8 protein-coding genes are annotated in these 12,305 nt (G+C 50.5%); 1 reads left to right on the forward strand and 7 read right to left on the reverse strand.

The genetic code is table 11. The features are described 5' to 3' along the window. Positions 1 to 106: 106 nt before the first annotated feature. From AC5FX6_RS07205 to AC5FX6_RS07235, 7 genes are all read right to left on the reverse strand, one after another. Positions 107 to 1,489, reverse strand: coding sequence for an ABC transporter permease (locus AC5FX6_RS07205; protein WP_493596349.1), 1,383 nt, complete (start codon positions 1,487 to 1,489; stop codon positions 107 to 109). 3 nt (positions 1,490 to 1,492) lie between these two features. Next, the gene (locus AC5FX6_RS07210) at positions 1,493 to 2,917 is read right to left on the reverse strand and encodes an ABC transporter permease (RefSeq protein ID WP_493596350.1); all 1,425 of its coding nucleotides are present in this window, start codon (positions 2,915 to 2,917) and stop codon (positions 1,493 to 1,495) included. Next, a complete protein-coding gene (locus tag AC5FX6_RS07215; RefSeq protein ID WP_493596351.1) occupies positions 2,914 to 3,630 on the reverse strand; it encodes an ABC transporter ATP-binding protein in 717 nt (238 codons plus the stop codon). Before AC5FX6_RS07215 ends, AC5FX6_RS07210 begins: the two co-directional genes overlap by 4 nt. A 251-nt stretch (positions 3,631 to 3,881) precedes the next feature. After that, entirely contained in the window at positions 3,882 to 6,320 is a 2,439-nt protein-coding gene (locus AC5FX6_RS07220; RefSeq protein ID WP_493596352.1) for a TonB-dependent siderophore receptor, read from the reverse strand. Positions 6,321 to 6,835: 515 nt separating this feature from the next. Next, on the reverse strand, positions 6,836 to 7,114 hold the full coding sequence (locus AC5FX6_RS07225) for a hypothetical protein (RefSeq protein WP_493596353.1): 279 nt from the start codon (positions 7,112 to 7,114) through the stop codon (positions 6,836 to 6,838). Positions 7,115 to 7,301: 187 nt separating this feature from the next. Continuing rightward, positions 7,302 to 8,033 (reverse strand): Mut7-C RNAse domain-containing protein, encoded by a 732-nt coding sequence (locus AC5FX6_RS07230; RefSeq protein WP_493596354.1) that lies wholly within the window; start codon positions 8,031 to 8,033, stop codon positions 7,302 to 7,304. 109 nt (positions 8,034 to 8,142) lie between these two features. Continuing rightward, the gene (locus AC5FX6_RS07235) at positions 8,143 to 10,611 is read right to left on the reverse strand and encodes a TonB-dependent receptor (protein ID WP_493596355.1); all 2,469 of its coding nucleotides are present in this window, start codon (positions 10,609 to 10,611) and stop codon (positions 8,143 to 8,145) included. A 323-nt stretch (positions 10,612 to 10,934) separates the two neighbouring features. Here AC5FX6_RS07235 and AC5FX6_RS07240 point away from each other — a divergent pair, with 323 nt between their 5' ends. Continuing rightward, entirely contained in the window at positions 10,935 to 12,245 is a 1,311-nt protein-coding gene (locus tag AC5FX6_RS07240; protein ID WP_493596356.1) for an NCS2 family permease, read from the forward strand. Positions 12,246 to 12,305 lie beyond the last annotated feature (60 nt).

Raw genomic sequence — 12,305 nt, forward strand, 5'->3', positions numbered from 1 at the left:
ATCAACCAATTCACTTTAAATAATCTGGTACCAGAAAAACAAAGCCTCGCTGCAAAACAGCGGGGCTTTCATGTTTAACTAGTAGTGCGTAATGAAAAAACTTTGATTACCTGACGCTCGGCTTTATTCTTCTGAACAGCAACATACCTACCACAAAAACCAGCAGCACACTCAGCGCTAGTTTATAAAGCCCTGTATGTACCGTCGCAAAATCAGGTGAACTGGTAAAGCTGTGGCGTGGCTCTTTGGCATAGTCGTCATTTGTGAAATTGACCTGATTGAACAGGAAAGGATAGTAAAACTCTCGGAGCGAATCGTGGTACTGAGTGGCACTTTGCAGGAAGCCCACATAAGACGGCAAATCAGAACCGGCCATGGCATTGAAGATGGTCTGCACGTTGACCGGCACCGACCATACATTCAATTGCTCTACCAATTGATGGCGTGTCTGCAGTCCTTCCTGGTATTCCCGCGCCAAATCTGCCACGGCTACATCACCCAAATGATGGAAGGCATAGTACCAGCGCCAGGCAAAGCGACCCTGAATTTCGGTGGTGTCGGTCCACTCCGGGTATAGGGCAAAGAACTTATCCATTGTTTCACGCTTGGGTTTGTCCCAGCCACCGTGCACTACTTCCCGCTGTTTGATGGTGAGCTCCAAAGCCTGAGGCATCGGCTGCTTCACGGCAATGTACACATTCAGCAGCGCAGGTATAATGATGGTGAGCATGAGCCACACCCCCAGCAGCGTCACGGCATTGAAGGCGGAGTTCTTTTGCAGGGCCGCCACCACGAAGGCCACACCAAACCAGAAGAGGCAGTATAGTATGACCACGCCCAGCCAAAACGCAACCCGCATATCCGGCGAAACTTGCCCCCATACCATGGCTACCACCGAGAGCAGTAAGGCTAAGCCCAGCACCAGCATCATCCGGAAAGTCAGCTTGGCACCGACGATCAGTGGCAGGCTAATGGGTTGCGAGAGCAGCAAAGGCAGTGTGCCCTGCTCCTTTTCTACCGATAGGATGTTAAAGCACAGTCCGATAATCAGCAGCGGAAACAGGTATACCAGCACAAAGGCCAGGTCGAAATTGCCTGACAAGACTTTGAGCGGATTGATGTTCTCGGTGTCGTACAGTTGCGACTGCAGGTTAAGCAGGCGGAGTTTGATGTAATACGGGTTCACATCGCGCTGCCCCAACGACAAACTGGCCCAGGAGTCCGGATGGTTAACGGCGAAGGTGGAGTGATAATAGCCAATGTCGCCGGCGTCGGTACCGTCTGGGTATTTCGCTTTCAGCTCCTCAATGTTTTGCTCCGTCAGCACATCCAAAGCGGCAATGTTTTCCTGCTGCCGGTTTATTTCCGTAGTGCCGTAGTAAATACCATACAGCCCTGCAAAAAGAGTCAGTAAGGTCAGGATGAGTAATCCTTTATCGGCCCTAAAATTGAGCCATTCGAATTTTATCAGTATCCAGAATTTCTTCATCGCTTAAGCAATTTTAGTTTTGTCAATCAGCCGCATACCTACCAGACTGACCAAAGCCAGCCACATGAACAGGGCGATTAAAGACACTAGGTGGTTGGCCAGTGCCCAGCCGGCTTGCGGTGTTTCGTACACAAAAGGCTGAAACTCCTTCCAGGTATCGGTACCCAGGCGCGTCTCTTTGTCGCCGTATTTCAGCCGGGTTGTCTGTATGTGGTTCAGCCCCTGCGCCAGGTTGTACCGGTACTGTTCCGCCTCGTTCTGAAAATGCACATAGTGGTTGAAGTCTGCGCCGGCCATACCCATGGATAAGTGGCGCACTGCCTGGTAGGGGTTCAGGAAGCCAGCAAATTCAGAAATGCGGTTCTGCTTTCGGAAAATGTCGGTCAGCTCCTCGAAATGTTCCTGGTATACCTGTGTGCTGTGCTCCTCTCCTGCCGCCATGCGTATACCATCGAAGTTCACAGGCAATTCCTCCAGAGAAGAAACCTGATATTTCTTCAGCAACTCTTGTTTCAAGGCCTCGGTGCGTTCGTCCTGTCCACTGCCATGCCCGTCTATACCTTTGGCTACTTCTTCGTGCACGTCAGCATCCATTTGTGCTTTGGTTGGTGTGGTATAGAGTGTTGAACCCAGGTTAGCAGATGCTTTGGGTATAATCACACAACAGAGTATCCAGATACCCAGCAGGGTAACCAGTGCCGTGCTCGATCGCTGGTGCAAGGCCGATACCACCACGGACAGCACGATGAAAATGAAGAAGTATACCAGATAAAAGCCGATGAACAACAGTAGTCGCACCAGCACATCATCCCCTAAATCAAACCCGCCTTTACCGAATAAAAGCATACTAGCGAGTAGCAAGGCCGGTGCCACCACCAAGGCCACCACTTTGCTGTAACCGGCTACCTTTGCCCAGGCCACCTGCCGTAACGACACGCCCTGACTCAGCAGGATTTTCAATGTGCCGGTCTCCTTCTCCTGCGTAAATGCTCCGAAACACAAAAAGATGATAAGCAGCGGAATAAGCATTTGCAGCACAAAGGCCACCGTCATTTCGCCGAAGCGGATAAGCGACGAAGATTGCTGTGCCTGGCTGAAGTTGGCGCTGTTCTGCTTGTGTGCCTCCATAAACACCGAGGCGCCGGTATAGGAGTCCATGCCGAAATCCAGAAAGCTGATGCTGGACTTGGGGCGGAAGGCGTAGGAGCCGTAGTGCGCCATGCGGTGCGGGTGACGGTCTTCGGAGTTGGCGAACTGGTCGTTCACCGTCTGTTGCGCAGCTTCGCGCTCGGCCTGCAGGGTGTTATAACTGTGCAACCCCACCACGGTGGCGGCCAGCAACAGCAGCAGCACGATGATGCTGAGCGCCATGAAACGACGGTCACGCAAGGCGCTGATGAATTCTTTCTTTGCTATGCTTTTTATCATCGTGTTACATGCATGTAGTTCAGGTATAGATTTTCTAACTCGTTAGCATCGAGGCTCGCTGCAGGCTGCACATCCACAAGCTCGCCTTCCCGCATAATGCCGATGCGCGTGCCCACTTCCTTGGACCGGAAGATGTCGTGCGTCGCCATGAAGATGGCAGTACCCTGTCTGCTTAATTTCAGCAACAGCTCCGAGAATTCGTTGCTGGCTTTCGGGTCGAGACCGGAAGTAGGTTCATCGAGTAGCAGCACTTTGGCGTGCTTGGCCACCGCAATGGCTATACCTACCTTTTGGCGCATCCCTTTAGAGTAACCGCCTACTCGGCGACTCACGGCATCAGCAGGCAAGCCTGCCTCAACCAGATACCGTACAAGTTCCTCTTTCGAGTAATCAAATCCTGCCAGGCTACTGAACAAGGCCAGGTTCTCCATACCTGTCAGGTTGGGGTATAGCATCACGTTTTCAGGTATATATGCCAGGTATTCTTTTACCTGCGTCACGTTGCTGGCCACTTCGTATCCATTGATGTAGGCGGCGCCAGAAGTAGGTTGTATAAAGCCCAGGAACAGGTTAATAGTCGTGGATTTGCCCGCGCCATTCTGCCCCAAAAGACAGAAAATCTCGCCGGCACTTATCTGTAAATCCAGACCTTTGAGCGCCACTTTATCCTGGTACTCTTTTCTGAGTTGCTTTGCTTCTAGTATGTATTCCATTTTCTTAGATGATGATGATTGATGTGTTTAGATTTCTTATCATGAATATTCAGTCCTGATTTTAATTATCAGGGAAATATTCCTCGATGGTCAGGGTTATTTTTTCTGATTTTGTCATCCTGTAAGGATCTTGGTAAAGAGGGTCCCTACCCCCGCTAGTAGCATAAGCTTAACCTCAGGGGGAAGGGGCCCTCTATTTCCAAAAACTATCTTAACAGAGTGACAATAATTTCTGAGCATGCTTTCTTCAATCAAAAAGAGTACCCGATGCTCGCCATAAAATTGCGGGGCGCACCCGGGCTCACGCGGAAGTAGTCGTAGCCGCCCACAAAGTATTTCTTGTCGAGCAGGTTGTTCATGTTCAGGTTGAACTTGAACTTGTTGATGTTGTAGAACAAGGCTGCGTCAACGGTCGCGTAGGATGGCCAGTAGTCCCAGAACAGTTCGCCGGTTCCTACACGGCTGGCCTGGTTCTCCATGCGACGCTTGCTCATCTGGTGACCGCCCACTGCAAAACCAAGTCCGCGCAGCTCCGGCAGATCGAAGGTATACTTGGCCCACAGACCAGCGCTGTGCTTCGGTGCATTGGCCAGCGGCATGCCGTTTTCGGCGGCTATACTTGCCTGCAATACTTCAGTGTGATTGTAGGCATAATTGAAGTTCAGGCTTATAGTAGAGCTCAGGTTACCGGCCAGTTCCAGTTCCGCTCCCTGCGAACGCGCTTTGCCGTTTTGCTTGTAGGTCGGGTTGCCGTCAGCTGTGAACTGTTCGGTTGGCACCAGCATGTTCTGCTTTTCTATCTGGTAAAAAGACAGCGTGGCAAACAGGCCTTTGTTGAAGAATTCTCCTTTCAGACCGGTTTCCACCTGGTAGCTGGTTTCATTTTTGAAAGTTTCGCCGTTGCCGTAGCGCTCCGGAAACTTGATAAACTCCGGTTTCAGCGGTTTGAAGCCCTGGCTATAGCTGGCAAAGTAGTTCAGGTTGTCGAGTAGCGAGTAGGTCACGCCCAGACGTGGCAAAAGTACGTTCTGCACGATCTGCTCTTGTCCGTCGCCATAGTTGCGCTTATCCTGAAACATTTCGTAACGCAAACCTGCCAGTACTTTGAGCCTGTCAGTCAGCTCCATCTGGTCCTGCACATAAATGCCAGTCGTATTATACACCGCATTAATGTAGTCGATAAAGAATTGCGGCGTCGGGCGGCGGATATACTTGGTTGCGTCCTTCAACTCATATACCGGGTTGTTCAGATCCAAAGTGAGTGGCACAACCTGACCGTTCATCAACTGCTGTCGTGCCTCCCAAATCGTACTGCTTTTGTCCGTATCAAACTCAATGAAATCTGCACCCAGCGCAATCTTATGGCTCACGCTACCGGTATTGGCGTTCAAGGCAAAATAGCCCGAAAAGCTGTTGGTATACTCCTCCGCCATACGCTCGTAGTAGCGCAGGTTCATGATCGTGTTGGCCGGTGCGTCTGCATAGGTGTTCAGCGTGCGGTGTTCCTTCAGATCCTCCGAATAAGTAAACTTCAGATAAGAGGCGTTAAAAGAAAGCCAGTCCGTGAACTTGTGGTTGAGGGAGGCATTCAGGTAAAAGTCGTTTACCTTGAAGTGGTCGTTTGGCTGGTTTAGCGCAAACGAGAAAGGCAGGGCAAACAGGTCACCACCACGCACCACCAGACCACGGTCCAGATAGCCGTTGAAGTTGCTGTACACCACCTCGGCATTGATGGTCGTCTTGTCGGTTGGGAGGAAGGTTACAGTCGGCGCAATGATCACCGCTTTGTTGTCGATCACGTCGCGGAAGGTCTCCGTGTCTTCGTAGCTGAAATTGAGGCGGTAGAGCATGGTTTTGTTCTCATTCAGCGGACCTGTAAAGTCCAGCGCCGTGCGCACCGTGTTGAAGCTGCCCACTGAAAAACTCACCGCTTTGCGCTCCTCGTCGAGCGGCTTTTTGGTCACCATGTTAATGGTACCACCCGGGTTCACATCGCCAAACAAAGCAGCGCCCGGCCCTTTCAGCACCTCCACACGCTCGATGTTAGCTGTAAGCGGCACCCGGAAAAAGCCGTTACCATAGCTATACCCGGAGCGCATGCCATTCAGCAGACGGAAGCCACTCTCGTAGCCGTTGCGGAAGCCACGCACGGTCATGTCGTCGTAATGTGAGTAAAGCGTCACGCCGGCCATGTTCTTCACCACATCCGTCAGACGATAAGCTTGCTGGTCTTCCATCAGTTCCTTTGTCACGGTCGAGATGGTCTGCGGCACGTCAATCACCAGCGAGGCGGTTTTGGTACCGATAAAGCTGTATTCGCTTTTATAGGATGTCTCCTTGCGACCCAGCACCTCAACTTCCTGTAAAGCGTTTGTGGAGGTAGTCAGGGTGAAGTTCAAAATCAGCGCAGGGGCGTCAGCTGAAAGCACGACCTCACGTCTTTCTTCTTTGTAACCCAATCCTCTGACTATTACCGTGTGGCTGCCCAATGGAAGGTGTTGTAAGGTATAACCCCCAGCAACCCCAGACATGGCAGCATGATTACCCTGTGTCAGGAGTATGGAAACGCCTTCTACCGGGTTTCCTTCCTGTGTGCGCACATTTCCGGAAATACTTCCGGGGTTTTGTGCCATACCTGCAACGTGTGCAAGGAGTAATACCAGGATCAAGACGAATTGGTATTTTTTCATAAAGTGAGTATGATTGAGTTTTTTGATCTGTTAGAAATAGAGGGCTTATACCTGGCACTCAGGTAAAGAAATAGGCACTTCATTTTGGAATGATGAATACAATAATTCCTGAAGATGAAAACTTAGGATGAGTAAGCAGCTGGGGAGCCTTTTCTACTGGATCGGATGCGGCGGCTATACCTGTAGGTTAACAACACTCAGGTATAGCTTTGCCTGTAACTATAGGCGCTGCAAGGCGCCTATAGTTCTAGTGTGTTTAGAACTACGACCCAATTGCCGCAGCCAAAACTCAGCCACATCGAAACTGATAAGTAAAGAATTGATCAGGTGCTTATCCTGGAGAAGAATACTGGTGTTACAGCTCAAAAGCGAATGCGAAAAAGCCAAAACAAATTAAGCCTTCATGCATCAGCTAATAACATACAGCCATGCAGTCCTCTTACAAGGAAGCATATAGAAACCAGCCAAAAAGCAAGGCTCTCAAGCCTTTGCACCAAATAATTCTTAAGAAAAGGCTATGCTACGGGAGGTCCCCGGAGATAGGTATTATTGGGATAGGTAAACTTCCAGGCAAAGCTATAAGGCTGCAAATAGCAGACCTCAGCCGTATACTTGATCAACTCAAAGGAAAACTCCGGGGAAGAGAAATCTGAATTGTAGAGCTCGTCAACCTGGCAGTGCTGGTGTTTCGTGTCTACTTTGTGATCTGCATCAGGAAGCGCGTGCTCCGTGTGATCGTGAAAGTGCATAGCCAATACCATCTCGTCTGGCACCATCACGCGAGCGAATAGCATCAGAAAAGCAAAAGCGATATAGGTACGGAAGCTATACAAATTATCGTAGTCTGTGAGTTGTGTGTCTGCCCACGTCAGAAAAGCAAAGGTAAAATATTGATACTACCTTTCCATATTAAATTTTTAGATTCTTCATTACCCATTTCACTTTCCGGAAACAGGTATACAGGAAACATCAACCAAAAAACTAGCTGGCAGTGTTCCTAATCTTTTTCACCAATTTCAGCATCCGCTCAAAGTGGGAGCCTTTCCAGTATACCTGTTTGCATTGCTGGCACTGGTAAAACTCATCAAAGTACTGTTTCGTTTTAGGTGGCAGCTGCTCCAGTACTTCCTGTTTATTGACAGGCGCAATGTTACCATTACAGATCATGCAGCGGGTAAATGGCCTGAGCTGGTCGCCTAATCTATACCTATGGATCACCTCTTGAAGTTGCTCTTCGGTTTGTTGTGAGCGCAACCAATAGCCTTCAGTTATAGCTTTGTTCTTAAGCAGATTTACATCCCGCGTGAGTAAGATGCGTTGCTCTTCGCAGGACAGCCGCAACAGTTCCGGGTCCTGCAGGTGCTGTTCGTATACCGTGTCGAAGCCCAGCATGCGCAGCGATCGGGCCAGCGAGCCTAAATGTACATCCAGCACGAAACGTCGCTCTCCTATACCTGCCAGTAGCTCTTCTTCCCTTCCTTCAAAAGAGAAAACCTCCACGCGATCAGCCGGCGCAAGGCGCTGGCTAAGATCTACTTTTGTTCCATTCACCAGCACCTCCCCCACCTCTACATGCGGCACACCGATGGCCTCGATCATATCTTTCAAGGTCTGGTGTTCTGCATAGGTATAGGGGAAGCTGATATGGCGCTTCATGGGCCGCAAAAAATCATTCAAAGAGCCGTAAAACTTGAAATAGGCAGTCTGGGACATGGTACAGCAGGTATAACCCAGGTATACGCACCTAAAGCAAAACCGCCCGGACAAGGCCCGGGCGGTTTAACAATTAACAAAAACCAGTCTTTAAACTATTTACTATTTCTTAGTTTGCTCTTCTTGTTTCTTCTTCGGCACTGCCGGTGCGGCGGCGGGACGGACCAGACTGTGCCTGGCCGAAGCGGTAATTAAAGCTCAAGGTGGCTACCTGTGTGTCGCGGCGCTGGTAGAAGTTCTCTTCATAGCGGGCCAAAGCGGTGTAGCCATTGGCTTTGTTGGTAAAGAATATGTCCGACACGTTGAGCTTCACACTGGCCTTTCTATCCCAGAACTGCTTCTGCACACCCGCCGACATAAACCAGATCGGGTCTACTTCCAGGAAGCCATACACTTCGCGGCTGCGGTAAACGCCCACCAGTTCGGCAGACCAGTTATTCGGCAGTTTGAAGGTGTTGTTGGAGTTGAGGTTGAAAGTCGGACGACCGTTGCTCAGGTCTGTTTCAGCCAAAAAACCTTTGTAATGACCATAGTAGAAGGTACCGTTGTTCACGCTGTTGAACCAGTTACCGATCGAGAAGGGCGCTGTCAAGGTCAGGCCGTAGTAGTCGAGCGTGGCCAGGTTGCGGAAGGTCTGCACCACCAGCTTCTCTGCATTCGGGTCAGGCGAGAGCACGTTCACCATCACATCGGTGGTGTGGCTGTAACTGAGCTTGGTAATGAAACGCTGATCAAAGGTATGGGTCAGTTCGAATGAGTACGAAAGCTCTGGTTTCAGGGAAGGATTACCCGCTGAGTATGTGCTTGGGTCCAGAAAGTTCTTGAACGGATTGAGCTGGTTGTAAGAAGGCCGGTTGATGCGGCGACTCACAGACATTCCCAGGTCATGCTTCTTGCTCAGGCTATAGTTAACCGCTGCGCTCGGAAACAGCTGGGTATAGTTGCGCTTAAAACCGTCCTCTCCAACTACCTGCCTCCCTTTGGCAATCGTATTTTCGAGACGGAGCCCTAGCTGCAAACCTGCTTTCGCCCATTTTTTATTTGCATTCACGTAAGCCGCGTTGATATTCTCGTCATACAGGAAGTGGTTGCTCTTATCGGTATCCGGCACATTGCCGCCATTGCTTCGGTCAAAAAAGGCCAGGTTGTTATCGGCCGTCACCAGGCTGCTCTTCAAACCAGCCTCAAAATTGCCGCCTATCGCAGTCAGTGGCTGACGGTAATCGGCGCGAGCCGATTTGATCGTAAGCTCTCCGTCCAGGGTACCGTACAGCAGGTAGGGGTCACGGATCTGCTCGTTGCTCAGGTTATAATAATTGGTGATGAAGTTCTGCTCATCGGTGTTGCGGTATGCAATGTAGTCCACATCGGCGGTGATCTCACGACCTACGCTGTCGATCGTGTGCTTCAGGTTGAAATTATAGGCCTGGTTGCGGCGGCCATGCTCCACGTCGGCAGTGGTGATGAAAGATGACTCTGCCACGCCGGCTGCGTTGATCACACTGGAGCGGTTGTTTGTTCCGCGGTCCAAGTCCGATACGAAGCCACTGGCTATTACACCCAGCACCGTTTTTGGTGACAGAAAGTAATCAACCCCTACCCTGCCCGTGTGGTTGTTCAGCGTAAAGTCAAACCTGTTCTGCTGGTCATAAGCGCCGATGAAGCTGCCGTTCTCGTCCAGGAAGCGGCGGTAAATATCCAGGTCATTGAAGTCTTTGCGCAGCACATAGTTGTAGCTGCCGAAGAGGTTGAACTTCTTGGTGCGGTGGTTCAGCTGCACCCCCTGGTTCGACTTGGCAAAGCGACCCTGACCATATGAAGCGTTAAATGTTCCGTTGGTGCCCAGGCTCTTGTCACGCTTCAGGCGGATGTCGATGATCCCCGAGTTGCCCGCTGCATCATACTTTGCCGATGGGTTGGTGATCAGCTCGATTTTCTCTACGCTGCTGGCTGACATGCCGCGCAGCATGTTCGCTAGTTCAGCACCCGACATTGGTACCTGCTTTCCGTCCACCATTACGATCACACCCTGACGCCCACGCATGCTGATGTTATCATTCTGGTCGATCACCACGCCCGGTGCCTTCTCCAGCACTTCCAGGGCCGTGTTACCAGCCGACACAATGCTGTTTTCTACATTCAGCACCGTTTTGTCAAGGTGCTGCTCGATCAGCGGTTTCTGTGCTTCGATCACGACCTCCTTCAGCGCTGTTGCAGACTGGCTCATCAGGATCGGATTCAGTTTCAATGCTTCTGACTCAGAGCTTACATTTGCTTCCATGGCCTTCGACCTGCCAAATCCAACCATGCTGGCAACGACCTTATACCTGCCAACGGCTATACCTTCGAACAGGAAAGTACCGCTTTCATCGGAGAGCGTCCCCTTCACGAGGGAGGAATCTGCTGCATGGAGCAGGAGCACGTTGGCATAGCCCATCGGTTTGTCAGCTGTTTCCAGCACCTTGCCCGTGATGGTAGCTTGCTGGGCCGAAACAGAAGTGAAAAAAAAGAGAAAAAACGACAGCAGTAAGAGCACCTTACTATTGCGTTGAGACTGGTGAGATAGAGAATTTTCCATGTGCGCTTTGTAATTATTTTTTCATAGTTTGGTTTTGCTTATTCTAATAGTGTGCCATTCACTTAAACAACTGATATTCAATAACTTAATTTTAAATAATTGATTTTAAGTTCCTACTTAGTGTCCCATAATGGACACTCCTGTTTTGAATTCGGACACACTCTATGCAGGAAGTGTAAGCAAAAGAGAAAGGCGATAGCTAGAGGGTTGCTTTAAAGCAAGAAAAATGTGGGTGCAAGGCCGGACTTTAACATTTTGTTAAGATATCTCCGTATAAATTGCCTAATATTAAACTGTCATACCTTGCTAACCCACGTCCGAGCATGGAGTCATACTTTGAACTGAAAAAGAATAACACAACCATTCGGACAGAGATCCTCGCCGGTTTCACCTCGTTCCTGGCAACAGCCTATATCATCGTCGTCAACCCTTCTATCCTAAGCCAGGCGGGTATGCCTTTTTCGGGCGTGCTGACGGCCACGGTGTTGGTATCAGTTTTCAGCAGTGTGATGATGGGGGTTTATGCACGCAATCCGATCATCGTGGCGCCAGGTATGGGACTGAATGCCTTCTTTACTTTTTCGGCTGTGATGGGCATGGGCATTTCGTGGCAGGTCGCATTGGGCGCCGTGTTCTGGTCCGGCATCATTTTCTTGCTACTCTCGGTGTTCAATGTGCGCACGCTTATAGTCAAAGCTATACCTCGTCCTTTGCGCTACGCTATCGCAGCTGGCATTGGCTTGTTCATCACCTTGATCGGATTTGCTAATGCCGGTTTTATTGTCTCAAACCCGGCTACGACTGTTGGCCTGGGAGCACTTACGCCTTCTGTCCTCACCTTTTTAGCAGGCCTGTTTCTGATGGCAATCCTGATCACGCGCAACGTGACCGGCGCTATACTACTGGGCATTTTATTCACTACCCTGGCGGCATATCCATTGGGGCGCTGGTGGGGAACGGACGTTGACCCCATCGTCAGTTGGCAGGGACTTGTATCGGCACCTGACTTCAGCCTGATCCTTCAGCTCGACCTGGTCAACTCGCTGCAGTTTGCGGTGTTCCCGGTTATTTTCGCTTTCGTGTTCACGGATCTGTTTGATAGCCTTTCCACTTTTGTAGGATTGGCGGAAGCCGCAAACCTGACAGACGAGCATGGGGAACCCCGAAACATCAAGCGATCGCTCACGGCCGATGCGGTTTCCACTACACTGGCCGGGCTCGTGGGCTCCAGTCCGGGTACGGCGTACATTGAGTCGGCGGTAGGTATAGAGGCGGGTGGTCGCACGGGCTTGACAGCTGTCGTGGGTGGTCTATTATTTTTGCCCTTCCTGTTTCTGGCTCCATTGCTCTCTATGATTCCGGCCATCGCGACGGCACCTGCTCTGGTGCTGGTAGGTGCTTTTATGGTGCGCCCCATCGTGAAAGTCAACTGGCTGAAAATGGACGAGGCTATACCTGCTTTCCTGGCGATGGTCCTGATCCCTTTCACCTACTCTATCTCCCAGGGCATCATCTGGGGCTTCCTGAGTTGGGCCGTACTAAAAGTTGCAACCGGCCAGACAAGAAGCATCTCCCCTACTTTATGGGTTATCGTTGCCTTTTGCGTGCTGGCTTTGGTCATGCAGTCGCATTAAGTGTAAGCGGCAGAAGTTTTTCTCCTTGAAGAAACGAGAACTCAAGTTCAAAGCTTACAA

Source organism: Pontibacter sp. LHS2 (assembly GCF_058932845.1).

Coding starts and splice junctions, on each gene's coding strand:
- AC5FX6_RS07220 (WP_493596352.1), bottom strand. CDS start 6,320: ATGAAAAAATACCAATTCGTCTTGATCCTGGTATTACTCCTTGCACAC.
- AC5FX6_RS07210 (WP_493596350.1), bottom strand. CDS start 2,917: ATGATAAAAAGCATAGCAAAGAAAGAATTCATCAGCGCCTTGCGTGAC.
- AC5FX6_RS07205 (WP_493596349.1), bottom strand. CDS start 1,489: ATGAAGAAATTCTGGATACTGATAAAATTCGAATGGCTCAATTTTAGG.
- AC5FX6_RS07225 (WP_493596353.1), bottom strand. CDS start 7,114: ATGCTATTCGCTCGCGTGATGGTGCCAGACGAGATGGTATTGGCTATG.
- AC5FX6_RS07235 (WP_493596355.1), bottom strand. CDS start 10,611: ATGGAAAATTCTCTATCTCACCAGTCTCAACGCAATAGTAAGGTGCTC.
- AC5FX6_RS07215 (WP_493596351.1), bottom strand. CDS start 3,630: ATGGAATACATACTAGAAGCAAAGCAACTCAGAAAAGAGTACCAGGAT.
- AC5FX6_RS07230 (WP_493596354.1), bottom strand. CDS start 8,033: ATGTCCCAGACTGCCTATTTCAAGTTTTACGGCTCTTTGAATGATTTT.
- AC5FX6_RS07240 (WP_493596356.1), top strand. CDS start 10,935: ATGGAGTCATACTTTGAACTGAAAAAGAATAACACAACCATTCGGACA.